Genomic DNA, 15,262 nt, shown 5'->3' on the forward strand with positions numbered 1-15,262 from the left:
GTCAGTGTTCCTTCGCCGGCAGCACCCCACGGCGGATCTGGTCCAGCTCGATGCTCTCGAACAGGGCCTTGAAGTTGCCCTCGCCGAATCCTTCGTTGCCCTTGCGCTGGATCATCTCGAAGAAGATCGGCCCGATCATGTTCTCGGTGAAGATCTGCAGCAGCAGGCCCTGGCCCTCGGTGGGGGCGCCGTCCAGCAGGATGCGGTCGGCCTGCAGGCGCTGGGTGTTCTCGCCGTGGCCGGGCACGCGGGCGTCCAGCTGCTCGTAGTAGGTGTCGGGGCTGTCCTGGAACCTCACCCCGCGCTCGCGCATGGCCTCGACGGCGGCGAAGATGTCGCCGGTCCCCAGCGCGATGTGCTGGATGCCCTCGCCCTTGTAGTCCTTGAGGAACTCCTCGATCTGCGAGTGCTCGTCCTGGCTCTCGTTCAGCGGGATGCGGATCTTGCCGTCCGGGCTGGTCATCGCCTTGGAGAACAGGCCGGTCTGCTGGCCCTCGATGTCGAAATAGCGGATCTGGCGGAAGTTGAAGATGCGCTCGTAGAAGTCGGCCCAGCGGCCCATCTGGCCGCGGTTCACGTTGTGGGTCAGGTGGTCGAGATAGGTCAGGCCGAGGCCCTTGACCGTCTGCGGCGCGCCTGGGATCGGCACGAAGTCGACGTCGTAGATGGCCTGGGCCCCGTAGCGGTCGACCAGGTAGAGGTTGGAGCCGCCGATCCCCTCGATGGCGGGGATGTTCAGCTCCATCGGCCCGACGGGCCCCTGCACCGGCTTGGCGCCGCGCTCGACCGCCAGCCTGAAGGCCTTGGCCGCATCGCGCACGCGGAACGCCATGGCGTTGGCCGACGGCCCGTGGTCGCGCCGGAAGGCGGCGGGCTGGCCGGCCGGCTCCATGTTGAGGATGAAGTTGATGTCGCCCTGGGCGAAGCGCAGCACGTCCTTGGAACGGTGCTTCGAGACCGCCTGGAAGCCCATCTTCTCGAACAGGTCCTTCAGCCGCTCCGGCTCGGGCGAGGTGAACTCCACGAACTCGAAGCCGTCGGTGCCGAGCGGGTTGTCGAACAGGTCGTTCGGCGTGTCGGCGGGCTGGCGCATCTGGCTCATGAAGGCTCCTTGCAGGCGGCGTACGGGACTTGCGGATATAGTATCAATTGAAACGATCTCGCGAAAGGCCGTTGCGACACCAGCGCTTCAGAAAGCCGCTTCCCCTTTGCTCCGCGGCCCTCTAGCAGGGCCCCATGTTGCGGCGACTCTACGACTGGGTGATGCGTCTGGCGGGCTCGAAGCACGCCGAGGCCTGGCTGGCGACGCTGGCCTTCTGCGAGGGGATCTTCTTTCCCATCCCCCCGGACGTGCTGCTGATGCCGATCGTGCTGGCCAACCGCGACAAGGCCTGGCGCTACGCCGCGCTGACCGTGACCGCCTCGGTGCTCGGCGGCTGCGTCGGCTATTCGGTGGGCTTCTTCCTGCACCCGGTCGGGGAATGGATCCTGTCGCTGACCGGCAGCGCCGATGCGGCGGCCCAGTTCGAGGCCACCTATCGCAAGTACGGCGTGATCCTGCTGGCGGTGCCGATCCCCTACAAGATCACCGCCATCGCCTCGGGCATGTTCAGCCTGCCGCTGTTCACCTTCGTCGCCGCCTCGATCCTGATCCGCGGCCTCAGGTTCTTCCTGGTGGCGGGCCTGATCCGCCGCTACGGCCCGCCGATCCAGGCCTTCATCGAACAGCGCCTGGCCCTGGTGGTCAGCGGCGTGGCCCTGCTGCTGATCGCCGTGGTGCTCGCCTTGAAATTTGTTCACTGAGACGGACGGCCAAGCTCGGGCTATACCGCCGGACATGAGCGTTCTTTCCCCGATCCTCGCCCGCTGGCCCTGGTTCGCGTTCATCGCCGCCGCCGCCATGCTGGGCGCCGCCCACGGCTTCGAGACCTTCATGGGCCTCAAGCCCTGCGAACTGTGCCTGAAGCAGCGCGAGGCCTACTGGATCGCCGGCTCGGTGGCCCTGGCCGGCATCGTCCTGGGCTTCACGCCCCTGAAGGCGCGCGCCACGCGGCTGGTGAACCTGGTCCTGGTGGCCGCCTTTCTCTACAGCCTCGGCTGGGCCGGCTATCACGCCGGCGTCGAATGGCATTTCTGGCCAGGCCCGAAGGCCTGCAGCGGCGGAACCACGGTCAGCGCGGCGGACATTGACGCCATGCTGAAAGGGGCCAAGGTCAAGGCGGTGATGTGCGACCAGGTGGTCTGGTCGTGGCTGGGGCTGTCGATGGCCGGCTGGAACACCCTGATCTCGCTCGTCCTGGTGGCGCTGTCCGCCATGGCCGCCGCGCGCCGGAGCCCGGCGTGAGCGCCCGGCCGATCCCGCCGCGTCCGGGCCAGGGCGCCAGGGCGCGCCGTCTGGCGGAGATCCTGCGCGTGGACCACGCCGGTGAGCTGGCGGCGGTGCAGATCTACCGCGGACAGCGCGCCGTGCTGGACGGCGCGTCCGGCCGCGAACGGATCGCCGCGGACCTCGCCGAGATGGAAGGCCACGAGGCCGTTCACCTGGCGCGGTTCGACGCTCTGCTGACCGAGACCCGCACCCGCCCGACCCTGATGGCGCCCCTGTGGCGCGCGGCCGGCTTCGCCCTGGGCGCCGGCACCGCCCTGCTGGGCGAGAAGGCCGCCCACGCCTGCACCGAGGCGGTGGAGAGCGTGATCGAGGACCACTATGCCGGCCAGGTGGCCGAGCTGGCCGATCGTGAGCCGGCGCTGGCCGCCGAACTGGCCCAGTTCCGCGACGAGGAGCTGGCGCACCGCGAGCACGCCGTCGCCGAGGGCGCGCACGAGGCGCCCGGCTACGGCGTGCTGGCGGCGGTGATCCGCGCCGGATGCAAGGCGGCCATCAGGATCTCGGAGAAGATCTGAGGCGCAGGACTCAACCACGCGACGGGCACGAAGCGGGCAAGAAACGGGAGGACCAGGGGGGAATGGATATCGAGGCCATGCGCCGCAGCGCCGAGGCGCCGGTCGACGCCACCGCAGCCGATCTGGACGGCGTCGCCGCCGATCTGGCGGCCGCGTTCACCGACGACGCCATGTTCGACTGGTTCCTGCGCGCCGACGCGAAGAAGAGCGCCGCGCGGCTGAAGTTCTTTCAGTTCATCGTCCGCAACATGGGTTTCGGGGTCGGCAAGATCGAGCGCCCCACCACGGGTGGCGCCGCGGCGATCTGGATGCCGTTCGAATGGCTGGGTCCCCAGCCGCTGAGCGCCGAGCTGCGCGCCCTGCCGGTGCTGCTGGGCGCCACGGGCCTCGCCCGTTTCGGCCGGCTGGCCGCGATGCGCGAGGACATGGACAAGCACCATCCGATGGAGCGTCGCCACGCCTATCTGTGGTTCCTGGGGGTCGCTCCGGAAGCGCAGGGGCGCGGGGTCGGCTCGCGCCTGCTGAAGGTGGGCACCGATCGCTGCGACGCCGCCGGCCTGCCCGCCTATCTGGAGACCCAGACCGAGCGCAACGTCGCCCTCTATCGCCGTCACGGCTTCGAGGTGATCTCCGAACACCGCTGCCGCGCCGACGCGCCCCTCATGTGGTCGATGTGGCGCGAACCGCAGCCGGTGGAAGCGTAAGACGATCCAGCCTTCGCTGATTGCCTTCCCCTACCGTCACCCCGGGCGAAGCGCAGCGCAGACCCGGGGCCAGCCGTGCGGTCGCTGAGAAGGCGGCGATCGGGCGGTGCGCATGCGGCGCCCAGTCTGGCCTCGGGCTCGGTCGCTGAACCGCTGGCCCCGGCTCGGCGCGCTCCGCGCTTGGCCGGGGTGACGAGAAGAGGAGCGCACCCGACCGGCTTGGCTGCTGTCGACTAAGCTTCCCCTTGCGCCGCGGCGGCCGTGAGCGCCGCCGGGTCGCCGACGCGCTTGCGGGTGACCTTGATCAGGCCGCCGACGACCGCGTTGCGCTGGTCCTTGGTCATCGCCTCGCCATTGGCGCGCAGCATCTTCAGCGCCTCGATGTGCACTTCGACGGCCGGCCAGTCCCAGCGGCCGATCTCGCTGGACAGGTCCGCCAGGTCGCACAGCGCGCGCGAGGCGTCGTCCAGGCCGCTGTTGCGCACCACGATGCTGACGTCGATGATCCGCGTCGCCAGGACATAGAGGCTCTCGAAGTCCTCGCCGTCACGGCCGGGCGCGGCCGCGCCGAAGCGAGCGTCGATCTCCGCCAGGATCTCGTCGATCTGCGCCACGCAGGGCTCGCGCAGGGTGTCCACCGCCGCCTCCGAGCGCCGGATCGCCTCGCGGACGCTGAGGCCGCCGGCGGCGGCCATGGCGGCGCGCAACCGGTTCGGCGCGCGGATCATCTTCACGGGTTTCACAGCGCCACCTTCGTGGGTTTGAACAGGTTGTCGATGTTGGACTGGTCGAGGTTCGGCTCGCTGGCGTCGCCCAGCGCTTCGTCGGTGTCTTCGGCGCGCCGGCCCTTGACCCCGGGCGGCGGACCCAGGCGGCGGAAGCGGCGGTCGGGGCCGACATAGGACTCGCAGTCGATGAACAGGCGATCGTCCTTGGACACCCAGACGATCCGCTGCAGCAGCACGGCCGGGGTGATCGGCTTGGCGACGATGAAGTGGGCGCCGCATTCGCGCGCCTTCATCACCTGGGAGATGCGCGTGTGGCCGGTGACCACAACGGCGGCCACGTACTTGTTGTTGTCCGGCCCCTCGCGGCGCAGCCAGCGCAGGAAGGAATAGCCGTCCTCGTCCGGCATCTGCGCCTCGCAGAGGACGAAATCCAGCGGCGTGCGCGAGACGATGCCCTTGGCCTCGGCCACGGAGGCGGCCTTGGTGATGTTGCGCATGCCGAAGCCCAGCACCACCTGGCCCAGAATCTCCTGGGACTGGACGTTGCTGTCGACAATCAGGACGGCCAGCTTCTCAAGGTTGACCTTGTCGGCCGGCGACATCGCCGTGAAGCCTTGAGCGCCCCCGGCCACCTACCAGAACTCCGCCTCGCGCTCGGACGCTGAGATCTCGTCGGCGCCCATGAGGCGCCGGCTGACGTCGGTCAGGCGCATGTTGGCGAACATGTGCATCGGGATCGACCCGGCGCCCTCGAGGCGCTCGAGCCGCTTGAGCAGCATGGACAGCTCGTCCAGGCGCTGGCTCAGCAGGTCCAGGGCCTGCAGGCGCACGGCCAGCCGCTCGGTCAGGCCCTTCTCGACCACCTCGCCGAGCGCGCCCTGGCAGTCCTGGGCGACCTCGGAGGCGCTGTCGAGTTCCTCGGCCAGGCGGCGGGCGAGGTCGCGCAGGCTGACGCCATCGCCACCGTCGAGGGAAGACTGCCGGGCTGTTCTGCTCTGGGCCATCGTCGCTCCGCGCTTCAGAAGAGTTCGACGCCGCCGGCATCGGCGACGGGCGCGGGCGCGCGCTTGATGGTCGGCGTTTCCGGGTTCTGGTCCACCTCGCGCTGCCGGGCGCGCCCGGTAGCGGGATAGAACTCGACCCGACGCGCCCTGCGGCCGCCGAGGCTGGCCGCGGTGATCGGAATGCCTTCGTCCTCGAGGAAGCGCCGGGCGAACGAGGCATTGGCCGCGCCCACGTCGTTGAGGCCGTCGAACAGCTTGGCGCCGCCGAACAGCTTGGCTTCCAGGCGCTCGCGCCGGGCGCCGAGCTTCATCAGCCCGTTGATCAGCACTTCCATGGCGTAGGCGCCGTAGCGCATCTCCTCTTCCTTCACCCGCGCGCCATCGGCGGTCTCGGCGAGGAGGAAGTGGTTCATGCCGCCGACGCCGGCGACCGGGTCGTGGATGCAGGCGGCCACGCACGAGCCGAGCACGGTGGTCATCAGCGCGTTCGGGTCCGCGGAGACCGCGTGCTCGCCCTGGATGACGTGCAGCTTCTGAGGCGTGCCGGAAGGAGGAGAGCCGTAGCCCGAAGCTGTCATGTGAGCGCCCCGAACACCTGCTCGATTTTCTCGCGCAGGACCTGCACGGTAAACGGCTTGACCAGGTAGTTGTTGACCCCGAACTGCACCGCCCGCTGCACCAGTTCGCGGTCGGCGCGGCCGGTGAGCATGATGAAGGCGGTCTTGCGCGTCGGCTCGTGCGAGCGCACCGCCCGCAGCAGGCCAAGGCCATCCAGCTTGGGCATGTTGAAGTCGGAGATGATCAGGTGCGCCGGGCGGGCCAGCAGCGAGCGGAGCGCTTCCTCGCCGTCGGAGGCCTCGCGGCTGTTGGTGATGCCGAGCTGCTGCAGGCCGTTGCGCACCAGGGCGCGCATGGTCATCTGATCGTCGACGATGAGGGTCTGTATGGAGGCGGCTGCGGGCATGGCTAGCGCCTTCTTTCGCAAAGCGTGAGGATCGTGGGGCCGATGTCGGCAAGCGATGCCTGCCGCTCGACGGCTCCGGTTTCGAAGGCAGCCCGGGGCATGCCGTAGACTACGCAACTGGCTTCGTCCTGGCCCAGGGTGCGGGCGCCGGCGTCGCGCATCGCCTTCAGCCCGGCCGCGCCGTCCCGGCCCATGCCGGTCAGGATCACGCCGCAGGCGTTCGGCCCGGCGGCGTGGGCCACCGAGTTGAACAGGGCGTCCACCGACGGCCGGTGGCCGCTGATCAGGTCGCCCTGGCGCAGGCGGCAGCGCAGGCCGCCGGCGCGAACCACTTCCAGATGGGTCTCGCCGCCGGGGGCGAGATAGACCCGGCCGACTTCCAGCGGGGCGCCGTCGGTGGCCTCCTCCACCCGGCCCCCGCAGATACGGTCGAGACGGGCCGCGAAGCTCTTGGTGAAGGTCGCCGGCATGTGCTGGGTGATCACCGTCGGCGGACAGGTCTCGGGGAAGTTGGCCAGGATGGTCAGCAGCGCCTCGACGCCGCCGGTGGACGAGCCGATGGCCAGCACCGTGTCGGCGGGGGCGTAGCCGGTGCGCACCTTGGGCTGGGCGATGCGGCCGGCCGGACGCACGCTGGCGCGGGCGGCGACCTTGACCTTGGCCGCCAGCTCCGAGAGGCCTTCGCTGGCCTGGGCGCTGGTGGGCTTGGCGACACAGTCGACCGCGCCCAGCTCGAGGGCGCGCAGGGTGGCGTCGGCGCCCGCCTGGGTCAGGGTGGAGACCATCACCACCGGCATCGGCCGCAGGCGCATGATCCGTTCCAGGAACTCGAGGCCGTTCATGTTCGGCATCTCGATGTCCAGGGTGATGACGTCGGGATTGAGCTCCTTGATCATCTCCCGCGCTTCGAGCGGATCGCCGGCGGCGCCGACGACCTGCAGGTCGGGATCGCGCCGCAGGGTGGCGCTGATCAGGCCGCGCATGGTCGGAGAATCGTCGACGACGACGACACGGGCCGGGCTCATCGGGCGCCTCCCGCCTGGTGGCGATAGACCGTCAGGCCGTCGCTGATCCACTGGCCGGCGGCGCCGGCGACCCGCTCGGAGTGGCCGATGTACATGCGCCCCTCGGTCCCCAGCAGCGGGGCGAAGCGCGACCAGATCCGCTCCTGGGTCGGCTCGTCGAAATAGATCACCACGTTGCGGCAGAAGATGGCGTCGAACGGCCCCTTCACTGGCCACTGGCCGATCAGGTTCAGCTCCTTGAACGACACCAGCGAGCGCACCGCCGCGCTCATCCGCCAGTCGCCGGACGCGCGGTCCTTTTCCAGCCAGCGGTTGCGCGCCTCCGGCGGGATCGCCGAGATCAGCTCCTCGCTGTAGATCGCCTCACGGCCGGTCGCGAGCACCTTGGTGTCGATGTCGGTGGCCAGGATCTTGACGTCCAGGTTCGGCGCGTCCGGCAGCAGCGACAGCACCGTCATGGCGATGGAATAGGGCTCCTGCCCGGTCGAGCAGCCCGCCGACCACAGCCGCATGCGCGCCCGCCCGGCCTTCACCGCGGCGATGCGCGGGGCCAGCACCTGGTCGCGCAGGTGGTCGAAGTGGTGCGGCTCGCGGAAGAACCGGGTGACGTTGGTGGTCAGGGCGTTGAGCATCGCCCCGCGCTCGGTGTCGCCGGCGGGCGAACTGACGAGGGCGATGTATTCGGCGAAGCTGGCGAGCCCCAGTGCGCGCAGGCGCTTGGCCAGGCGCGAATAGACCAGCGTCGACTTCGAGTCCGAGAGAGTGATGCCCGCCTGTTCGTACAGAAGTTGAGCGATCTGGGCGAAGTCGTTGGCGGTGAAAGCGAATTCACCTTCCACCAGGGCTGGCGCGTCGGGTTTTCTGGCGAGCGCCTGGCTCATGCGGCGAGCGCCTCCAGTTCCGGCAGCAGGCGCTCGTTGGCGATCTCGCTGATCATCCGCCCCTCGACCGTGATCAGTCCACGGACGAAACTCTTAACCTTGTCGCAGGCCACGTCCGGCGTCGCCTGGATCATTTCCTGGGTCACCGACAGGATGTCCGACACCGCGTCGACCAGCAGGCCGATGGTGCGCTCGCCCATGCGGGTGACGATGATCACCGAGCGTTCGGAGGGCTCGCTGGATTCAAGGCCCAGCCGGGTGGCCAGGTCCATGATCGGCAGGACGGCGCCGCGCAGATTGATCACCCCGCGCATGTACTCCGGCGTCTGCGGCAGCGGGGTCGCGGGACTCCAGCCGCGGATCTCGCGGACAGACATGATGTCGACGCAGAATTCCTGCTCGCCGATGCAAAAGGCGATGAACTCGCGCCGGTCAAAGGTGCTTTGTTGAGCGATTTCGGCCATGGAACTATTCCGCAGCGTGTAGGACAGGTTCGGACGGGCGCGGGTCGCGGCGGCGCAGGGCCACCACGGCGTCGACGTCCAGGATGAGGGCGACGCGACCGTCGCCGAGGATGGTGGCGGCGGCGATGCCGTCCACCTGTCGGTAGTTGGACTCCAGCGACTTGATCACCACCTGGCGCTGGCCCTGGATGGCGTCGGCCACCAGGCCGGCGCGGCCGCCGTCCTCGTTCTCGACCAGCAGCACGACCCCTTCCGTCGCCGGCATCAGGTCGTTGCGGAAGCCGAGCACCGAGCCGACGTCGACCAGCGGCACGTAGCTGTCGCGCACCGCCAGCACCGCGCCCTGCGGGCCCAGCGGCTTGATCTCGTCGGGCTTGGGACGGAGGCTTTCGATGATCGCGGTCAGCGGCACCACCAGGGTGTGGCCGGCCACGTCGATCACCATGCCGTCCAGCACCGCCAGGGTCAGCGGCAGGCTGAGGGTGAAGATCGAGCCCTCGCCCGGGCGCGAGGAGATGGAGATGCGGCCGCCCAGGGCCTGCACGCTGCGGCGGACCACGTCCATGCCGACGCCGCGGCCGGAAATGTCCGACACCTTGGAGGCGGTGGAGAAGCCGGGCAGGAAGATCAGGTTGTCGGTCTCTTCGTCGCTCAGCACGGCGTCCGGATTGATCAGCCCCTTGTCGATGGCGATCTGGCGCACGCGGGGGCGGTTGATGCCCTTGCCGTCGTCCTGCACCTCGATGACGATCCGCCCGCCGCGGTGCAGCGCCGCCAGGCGCACGGTGCCCTCGGCGTTCTTGCCGGCGGCGACGCGCTCTTCCGGGCTTTCCAGGCCATGGTCGATGGCGTTGCGCAGCATGTGGGTGATCGGGTCGGAGAGACGTTCGATCACGGTCTTGTCGACCTCGGTGCCCTCCCCTTCCATCACCAGGCGGACCTGCTTGAGGGTCTGGTTGGCCACCTCGCGCACCAGGCGCGGCATGCGCTGGAACACGCTCTTCACGGGCTGGGCCCGGATGGCCATGACGCTGTCCTGGATGCCGCGGGTGAGCTGTTCCAGCTCGTCGAGGCCCATGGCGATGTCGGAGGACGGGGCGAAGCCATGCTCGGCCACGCGCTGGGCCAGCATCGCCTGATTGATCACCAGCTCGCCGACAAGGTCGATCAGCCGGTCGATGCGTTCCGGGTCGACCCGGATGGTGGCCTGCGGCGCGGCCGCCTCGTTGGCGGCGGGCTTGGCGGGGGCGGGAGCGGACGCCTTGGGCGCGGCCGGCGGCGGCGCGGCCGCGACGGGCGCGGCGACCGGGGCCACGGGCGCGGGCGGCGGGGCGGCGGCCGGGGCCAGCACTTCGTCCACGGCTGGCGCGGCGACCACCGGCTCGGCGTTGATCTGGGCGATCAGGGCGGCGACGTCGTCGGTAGCGGCGGCCTGGATGGCGGCCGGTTCAAGCTCGGCCTCGGCGCCCTCGCGCACGATGCTCAGCTCGCAGTCGTCGCTGACGAATTCGAACACGTCGCGGATCGCCTGCTCGTCGGCGTCGGTGGTGAGGCGGACGGTCCAGGAGAGGTAGGCCGACTCCGGCTCCAGATGCTCCAGCGGCACCAGCTCGCTGTCGTCGATCTGCACCTCGATCGGGCCCAGGCGGCCCAGTTCGCGCAGCAGCAGGGCCGTCTCGTTGGCCTTGGCGTAGAGGGCGGCGTGCGGGTGGAAGGTGATCACCCACGCCTGCGGGCCTTCCGGCTCGGCCGGGGCGGCGAAGTCGTCGAGATCCAGCGTCATCGGCGTGAAGCCGATGCCCAGCTCATCGGTCGGCGCGGCGGCGGCGGCCGGCTCGGTCGGGCTGTCGAAGTCGGCGAGGTCGAGGGTCATCGGCGTGAAGCCGATGCCGAGCTCGTCGGTGGCCGGCGCCGGCGCGGAGGGTGCGGCGGCGATGGCCGTGGTCGACGCCGCAGCGCCGCCCTGACCGTTGATCCAGCTTTCCAGCTCGGCGACCATGGCCACCGTGGCGGCCTCGTCCGGCACACCGTCGGTGCGTGCGGCGGTGACCTGATCGGCCAGGATGTCGGCGGCGCGCAGCAGCACCCGCACCAGCTCCGGGGTGGCCGCGATCTTGTTGGAGCGGACGTCGTCGAGCAGGGTTTCGAAGACGTGGGCGTAGCGCACCAGCGCCTCGAGGCCGAACGCGCCTGCGCCCCCCTTCACGGAATGCACCGCGCGGAACACGGCGTTCACCGTCTCGGAATCGCCTTCGCCGGCCTCCATGGCCAGCAGGCCGCTTTCCAGATCCGCCAGGAGTTCGTCGCACTCCTGGAAGAAGGTCAGCTTGATCTGCTCGAGTTCGTCCATGGACTCTAGGCCGCCACCCGCCGGATCGCTTCGACCAGCTTGTCGGGATGGAACGGCTTGACGATCCAGCCCGTGGCGCCGGCGCGGCGCGCGCGGTCCTTCTTGGCCGGGTCGCTTTCCGTGGTCAGCACCAGGATCGGCGTGGCCCGGTACGAGGCGTCCTCGCGGACCGCCTCGATGAAGCCGAAGCCGTCCAGCTTGGGCATGTTGATGTCGGTGATGATGACATCGGCGCCGTTGGCGCTGAGCACTTCCAGGCCGTGTTCGCCGTCGACGGCCTCCACGACGTTGAAACCGGCCTTCACCAGCGCCATGCGCAGCATGTCGCGCATCGTGCGGCTGTCATCGACAGTAAGGATCTTCATCAGAAAGCCCCTCCAGCTTCCAGGGTCTCGCCAAGGCGCCCTGCGGCGCCAAACAAGCGCGTCGACTCGCGGAATGCGTCCGACGGATTCGAAATGGAAAACGGCAGGCCGTCTTCGGCCCAGGCGCGCTGGGCGGACAGCAGAACCTGCAGACACAGCCCCCCAAGGCGCTCCACCGACGAAGCGTCGATGTCCATGGCCTCCCCCCGCTTCTCCAGCAGCGCCGCCTTCAGGGGCGCTGCTGCCCGAAGATCAAGTACAGGGCTGAGTGTTAAGGATAAGCTCATGCGCTAGAACTCCTGCCATCCGGCGTCACGGCTAGAAGCACCAAAGCTCGTTGCAACTTTCTGAACCATGGCGCGTGCGGGTGATGCGGTGGGGGTGTGACGTGCGGTCGCGGGCCTGGGCTGAGGCCGGCCCTGGGCGCCGCCGCCGATGTGGAAGCGGGCCATCAGCCGGCCGAGCTCCGACGACTCCGCCTTCAGCGCGTGCGACGCGGCCGTGGACTGCTCGACCATCGCCGCGTTCTGCTGGACCATCTGGTCCATCTGGTTAACCGCGATGTTGACCTGGCTGAGACCGGTGGACTGCTCCTCGGCGGAGGCGGCGATCTCGGCGACCAGCGCGTTGATCTCGGCGACCTTGCCGGAGATCGACTGCAGGGCCTTGCCGGCGGCGCCCACAAGCTCCACCCCCTGCCCGACGTGCTGCGACGAGGCGGAGATCAACGCCTTGATCTCCTTGGCCGCCTCCGCCGAGCGCTGGGCCAGGGCCCGCACCTCGGAGGCCACCACGGCGAAGCCGCGGCCCGCCTCGCCGGCCCGGGCGGCCTCGACGCCGGCGTTCAGCGCCAGAAGGTTGGTCTGGAAGGCGATCTCGTCGATCACCCCGATGATCTGGCTGATCTCGGACGAGGACTTCTCGATCTTGCCCATGGCGCCGACGGCGTCGGACACCACCACGCCGGACCGTTCGGCCTCGTCGCGGGTCAGGGCCACGGCCTGATTGGCCTGGCGCGCGCCGGCGGCGGTCTTCTTCACCGTGGCGGTGATCTGGTCGAGGGCGGCCGCGGTCTGTTCCAGGCTGGCGGCCTGCTGCTCGGTGCGCCGCGACAGGTCGTCGGCGGCGGCGGAGATCTGATCGGCGTTGGCGGTGATCCCGCCGGCTCCGACGGCCACCTGGCTCAGGGTGTCGGCGAGCTGCTCGGCCAGGGCGTTGAAGTGGCCGCGCAACGGCTCGTACTGGGTCGCGAAAGGCTGGCTGATGATGCAGTCGAGATCGCCCTGCGACAGGCGCGACAGGCCCGACCCCAGGGCGGACACCACGGCCTCCTGGTCGCCGCCGCCGGCGCGCGAGGCGATGTCGGCCGTCTGGGCCTCTGCCTCCGCACGGGCGAACTCGGCGGCGATCGCCTGCTGGGCGTCGGCGAAGGCGCCGCGCAGGGCGGCGTCCACCGCGTCGACGAGGCCGTCGGTGTCGACGCCGCCGCCGAACAGGCCGCGGGACCTCGCCCCCTTCTGGATCAGTTGCCGCGCGCGTGCGCGCACGTCGGCGTCGATGGCGGAAAGGCGGTCTGCGGCGGCCTTGCGGGGTTGCACGGGGTTCAAGCTCCTTGCGACGGTCAGGTCGTGTACGGTCTGGGTCATCGGCCCCTGGCGGCCGTCAGCGACCGCGCGGGACCAGGATTGCGAAGCGGGCGGGCCTGGGGCGGCGCCCAGGCCGCGGGGGGCTGGCCGAGCTCGAAGCGGTCGACCAGGCCTTCGAGGTCGTCGGCCTGCTCCTTGAGCGTGCGGGCGGCGGCGGTCGTCTGCTCGACCATGGCGGCGTTCTGTTGCACCACCCTGTCCATCTGTCCGACGGCGGCGTTCACCTGCTGCAGCGCGCTGGCCTGCTCCTGGGCGGCGCCGGCCATGCTGTCGACCAGGGTCTCGATCTCGCCGACCCTGGCGGCGATGGCCCCGAGCGCCGCACCGGCGGCGCCGACCAGGTCAACCCCTTCGCCCACCTGGCGGGTGGATGCAGAGACCAGGGCCTTGATTTCCTTGGCGGCGTCGGCCGAACGCTGGGCGAGCAACCGCACCTCGGAGGCCACCACGGCGAAGCCGCGGCCGGCGTCGCCCGCCCGCGCCGCCTCGACCCCGGCGTTCAGCGCCAGCAGATTGGTCTGGAAGGCGATCTCGTCGATCACGCCGATGATCTGGCCGATGCGGCTGGAGGAGTCCTCGATCTGTCCCATGGCGGCCTGCGCCTGGGTGACCACGCCGCCGGACTGGGCGGCTTCTCGGCCGGCGGCGGCCACGGCCTCATGCGCCTGGCGGGCGTCGCTGGCGGTGCGGCGGACGGTCGCGGTGATCTGGTCGAGGGCGGAGGCGGTTTCCTCGAGGTTCGCCGCCTGGGCCTCGGTGCGCTTCGCCAGGTCGCCGGAGGCGGCGGCGATCTCATCGGCGCCGGCCCGCAGGTCGCCCGAGGCGCCGGCGATGCGGCCGAGCGCGCCCTGCAGGGCCGTGACCGCGGCGTTGAAGTCCTGGCGCAGGGCCTCGTAGGCCTCCGGGAAGGGCTGATCCAGGCGCGAGGCGACGTCGCCGGCAGAGAGCCGGGCCAGCGCCATGCCCACCGCCGTCACCACCTCGGCCTGATGCCGGGCGGTCTCGTCGCGGGCGGCCTGGGCCAGGCGCTGGGCCTCTTCGCCGAGGGCGCGCTGGGCGTCGGCGTCGGCCTGGGCGGCGGCCTTGTCGAGAAGCGTGCGGCGGAAGTGGGTGAAGGCGCGGGCCAGGTCGCCCATCTCGTCGGGACGATCCTCGCCGGGGAGCTTCTGGCCGACGTCGCCGTCAGCCAGCGCCCGCAGGGCGGCGGTCGCCCGGGTGAGGGGCGCGAACACCCGTCCGCGCAGCAGCAGCAGCAGGCCGATCGTCGCCACGGCGCTGACCAGGGCGCACAGCAGCGCCACCCCCAGCGCGGCGTTCTGCAGGGCGTCATAGCGCCCCTCGGCCGCGGCGTGCGCGGCGTCCAGCGCCTGGGTCCGGGCCTCGAGCGCCAGCCGGCTGCCGGCCACGGCCTGGCGCAGGGCGTCGGACTTGCCATGGAAGTCGGCCATCAGGGCATTGCCGGCCGCTGGGCCGCCGGCGACGTAGGCATGCGCGGTCTTCTGGCCGAGGTCGTAGAAGGCGGTGAAGTCGTCGGCCACCCGGTCATAGGCGCCAGCGAGTTCGGGCGCCGAAAGCCGGCTAGCGGCGTCCTTGGCCTCGGCGATGTCCTGGCGCAGGGCGCTCGCATGCCGATCGGCCTCGGCGAACCCGCCGTCCAGACCCGCCTTGCCTTGCGTGGCGGCGACGTCGATGAGCCCGTCCTGCACCTGCAGGATGTCCAGCTCCGACTGTTTCTGCAGGGTGGTGAGCGCGCCAAGCGCGGCGGCAGCCTGCGCCTCGTGCGTCCGCTCGCTGACACGCATCGCCTTCAGCTTGAGACTCATGCCGAGGTTGGCGCCGGCGCCCCCGACGGCGATCACCACGATCGCGCCCAGCGCCATGGTCGCCATGCGGCGCAGACGGCTCGAAGCCCCGCTCATCCGCGGCGGCCCCTGCGCATGGCGGGTGTCCGACCGGCTTTGCCACCCCGCTCAGCCACGCGCCCTGCCCCCTCGTCCCGACGAACCGATTCCGTGACCCAGGATGGGTAGAGGAGCGTTAACGAAACCTATCTTCGCGCCGTGGAAACGCCGTCCTCGTCTGCGGCTCTTCTGTCGTTTCCCGCGACAACGCCCGGGACGGGTCCCTCCGCTGAGAAACAGGATGGCGCTTGCGAAGAGTTGCCGGCGTTAACGGAGCCGAACAAGCCACGCCGGATCATCGACCCGCGGTTGCTTGGCGGAATATT

Annotated in this window: 17 protein-coding genes and 1 pseudogene; 4 read left to right on the top strand and 14 right to left on the bottom strand. The window is 70.3% G+C overall.

All coding sequences use genetic code 11. The features are described from left to right. Nucleotide 1 precedes the first annotated feature (1 nt). On the bottom strand, nt 2-1,102 hold the full coding sequence (hppD, locus tag ACO2Q3_RS03740; protein ID WP_423305111.1) for a 4-hydroxyphenylpyruvate dioxygenase: 1,101 nt from the start codon (nt 1,100-1,102) through the stop codon (nt 2-4). 134 nt (nt 1,103-1,236) lie between these two features. Between hppD and ACO2Q3_RS03745 the strand changes: the two genes are divergently transcribed. The 4 genes from ACO2Q3_RS03745 (at nt 1,237) to ACO2Q3_RS03760 (ending at nt 3,608) form a co-directional block, all read left to right on the top strand. Beyond that, nucleotides 1,237-1,803 carry a YqaA family protein gene (locus tag ACO2Q3_RS03745; RefSeq protein ID WP_423305112.1) on the top strand — a complete coding sequence of 189 codons (567 nt, stop codon included), beginning with the start codon at nt 1,237-1,239 and terminating at the stop codon, nt 1,801-1,803. Nucleotides 1,804-1,837: 34 nt separating this feature from the next. Beyond that, the gene (locus ACO2Q3_RS03750) at nt 1,838-2,344 is read left to right on the top strand and encodes a disulfide bond formation protein B (protein WP_423305114.1); all 507 of its coding nucleotides are present in this window, start codon (nt 1,838-1,840) and stop codon (nt 2,342-2,344) included. Then, nucleotides 2,341-2,904: a demethoxyubiquinone hydroxylase family protein gene (locus ACO2Q3_RS03755; protein WP_423305115.1), complete on the top strand. Its 564-nt coding sequence runs from the start codon at nt 2,341-2,343 to the stop codon at nt 2,902-2,904. The genes ACO2Q3_RS03750 and ACO2Q3_RS03755 overlap by 4 nt, the downstream gene beginning before the upstream one ends. Nucleotides 2,905-2,966: 62 nt before the next feature. Continuing rightward, on the top strand, nt 2,967-3,608 hold the full coding sequence (locus ACO2Q3_RS03760; protein ID WP_423305117.1) for a GNAT family N-acetyltransferase: 642 nt from the start codon (nt 2,967-2,969) through the stop codon (nt 3,606-3,608). Between the two features lie 233 nt (nt 3,609-3,841). Here ACO2Q3_RS03760 and ACO2Q3_RS03765 read toward each other — a convergent pair whose 3' ends face one another. From ACO2Q3_RS03765 to ACO2Q3_RS03825, 13 genes and pseudogenes are all read right to left on the bottom strand, one after another. Continuing rightward, nucleotides 3,842-4,351 (bottom strand): chemotaxis protein CheE, encoded by a 510-nt coding sequence (locus ACO2Q3_RS03765; protein ID WP_423305119.1) that lies wholly within the window; start codon nt 4,349-4,351, stop codon nt 3,842-3,844. Continuing rightward, on the bottom strand, nt 4,348-4,968 hold the full coding sequence (locus ACO2Q3_RS03770; RefSeq protein ID WP_423305120.1) for a response regulator: 621 nt from the start codon (nt 4,966-4,968) through the stop codon (nt 4,348-4,350). Before ACO2Q3_RS03770 ends, ACO2Q3_RS03765 begins: the two co-directional genes overlap by 4 nt. Continuing rightward, nucleotides 4,969-5,340, bottom strand: a complete 372-nt coding sequence (locus tag ACO2Q3_RS03775; protein WP_423305122.1) for a hypothetical protein — start codon at nt 5,338-5,340, stop codon at nt 4,969-4,971. 14 nt (nt 5,341-5,354) lie between these two features. Further along, nucleotides 5,355-5,918, bottom strand: coding sequence for a chemotaxis protein CheD (locus tag ACO2Q3_RS03780; protein ID WP_423305124.1), 564 nt, complete (start codon nt 5,916-5,918; stop codon nt 5,355-5,357). Then, nucleotides 5,915-6,304, bottom strand: coding sequence for a response regulator (locus ACO2Q3_RS03785; protein ID WP_423305126.1), 390 nt, complete (start codon nt 6,302-6,304; stop codon nt 5,915-5,917). The genes ACO2Q3_RS03780 and ACO2Q3_RS03785 overlap by 4 nt, the downstream gene beginning before the upstream one ends. A 2-nt stretch (nt 6,305-6,306) precedes the next feature. Further along, nucleotides 6,307-7,329: a protein-glutamate methylesterase/protein-glutamine glutaminase gene (locus ACO2Q3_RS03790; RefSeq protein WP_423305128.1), complete on the bottom strand. Its 1,023-nt coding sequence runs from the start codon at nt 7,327-7,329 to the stop codon at nt 6,307-6,309. Next, complete coding sequence (locus tag ACO2Q3_RS03795) at nt 7,326-8,210, bottom strand: CheR family methyltransferase (RefSeq protein WP_423305130.1); 885 nt, start codon at nt 8,208-8,210, stop codon at nt 7,326-7,328. The genes ACO2Q3_RS03790 and ACO2Q3_RS03795 overlap by 4 nt, the downstream gene beginning before the upstream one ends. Further along, entirely contained in the window at nt 8,207-8,674 is a 468-nt protein-coding gene (locus ACO2Q3_RS03800) for a chemotaxis protein CheW (protein ID WP_423305132.1), read from the bottom strand. Before ACO2Q3_RS03800 ends, ACO2Q3_RS03795 begins: the two co-directional genes overlap by 4 nt. Before the next feature lie 4 nt (nt 8,675-8,678). Continuing rightward, nucleotides 8,679-11,024 (bottom strand): chemotaxis protein CheA, encoded by a 2,346-nt coding sequence (locus ACO2Q3_RS03805; RefSeq protein ID WP_423305134.1) that lies wholly within the window; start codon nt 11,022-11,024, stop codon nt 8,679-8,681. Between the two features lie 5 nt (nt 11,025-11,029). After that, a complete protein-coding gene (locus ACO2Q3_RS03810) occupies nt 11,030-11,389 on the bottom strand; it encodes a response regulator (protein WP_423305136.1) in 360 nt (119 codons plus the stop codon). After that, nucleotides 11,389-11,676: an STAS domain-containing protein gene (locus ACO2Q3_RS03815; RefSeq protein ID WP_423305138.1), complete on the bottom strand. Its 288-nt coding sequence runs from the start codon at nt 11,674-11,676 to the stop codon at nt 11,389-11,391. Before ACO2Q3_RS03815 ends, ACO2Q3_RS03810 begins: the two co-directional genes overlap by 1 nt. A gap of 3 nt (nt 11,677-11,679) precedes the next feature. Then, nucleotides 11,680-12,768 (bottom strand): annotated as a pseudogene (locus ACO2Q3_RS03820) (methyl-accepting chemotaxis protein); the annotation flags it as partial. A 263-nt stretch (nt 12,769-13,031) separates the two neighbouring features. Then, entirely contained in the window at nt 13,032-14,954 is a 1,923-nt protein-coding gene (locus tag ACO2Q3_RS03825; protein ID WP_423305140.1) for a methyl-accepting chemotaxis protein, read from the bottom strand. Nucleotides 14,955-15,262 lie beyond the last annotated feature (308 nt).

Origin of the sequence: Caulobacter sp. KR2-114 (genome assembly GCF_049446115.1) — a bacterium.
Taxonomy (GTDB): domain Bacteria; phylum Pseudomonadota; class Alphaproteobacteria; order Caulobacterales; family Caulobacteraceae; genus Acaudatibacter.

Coding starts and splice junctions, on each gene's coding strand:
- hppD (WP_423305111.1), bottom strand. CDS start 1,102: ATGAGCCAGATGCGCCAGCCCGCCGACACGCCGAACGACCTGTTCGAC.
- ACO2Q3_RS03745 (WP_423305112.1), top strand. CDS start 1,237: ATGTTGCGGCGACTCTACGACTGGGTGATGCGTCTGGCGGGCTCGAAG.
- ACO2Q3_RS03750 (WP_423305114.1), top strand. CDS start 1,838: ATGAGCGTTCTTTCCCCGATCCTCGCCCGCTGGCCCTGGTTCGCGTTC.
- ACO2Q3_RS03760 (WP_423305117.1), top strand. CDS start 2,967: ATGGATATCGAGGCCATGCGCCGCAGCGCCGAGGCGCCGGTCGACGCC.
- ACO2Q3_RS03775 (WP_423305122.1), bottom strand. CDS start 5,340: ATGGCCCAGAGCAGAACAGCCCGGCAGTCTTCCCTCGACGGTGGCGAT.
- ACO2Q3_RS03780 (WP_423305124.1), bottom strand. CDS start 5,918: ATGACAGCTTCGGGCTACGGCTCTCCTCCTTCCGGCACGCCTCAGAAG.
- ACO2Q3_RS03785 (WP_423305126.1), bottom strand. CDS start 6,304: ATGCCCGCAGCCGCCTCCATACAGACCCTCATCGTCGACGATCAGATG.
- ACO2Q3_RS03790 (WP_423305128.1), bottom strand. CDS start 7,329: ATGAGCCCGGCCCGTGTCGTCGTCGTCGACGATTCTCCGACCATGCGC.
- ACO2Q3_RS03795 (WP_423305130.1), bottom strand. CDS start 8,210: ATGAGCCAGGCGCTCGCCAGAAAACCCGACGCGCCAGCCCTGGTGGAA.
- ACO2Q3_RS03800 (WP_423305132.1), bottom strand. CDS start 8,674: ATGGCCGAAATCGCTCAACAAAGCACCTTTGACCGGCGCGAGTTCATC.
- ACO2Q3_RS03805 (WP_423305134.1), bottom strand. CDS start 11,024: ATGGACGAACTCGAGCAGATCAAGCTGACCTTCTTCCAGGAGTGCGAC.
- ACO2Q3_RS03810 (WP_423305136.1), bottom strand. CDS start 11,389: ATGAAGATCCTTACTGTCGATGACAGCCGCACGATGCGCGACATGCTG.
- ACO2Q3_RS03815 (WP_423305138.1), bottom strand. CDS start 11,676: ATGAGCTTATCCTTAACACTCAGCCCTGTACTTGATCTTCGGGCAGCA.
- ACO2Q3_RS03825 (WP_423305140.1), bottom strand. CDS start 14,954: ATGAGCGGGGCTTCGAGCCGTCTGCGCCGCATGGCGACCATGGCGCTG.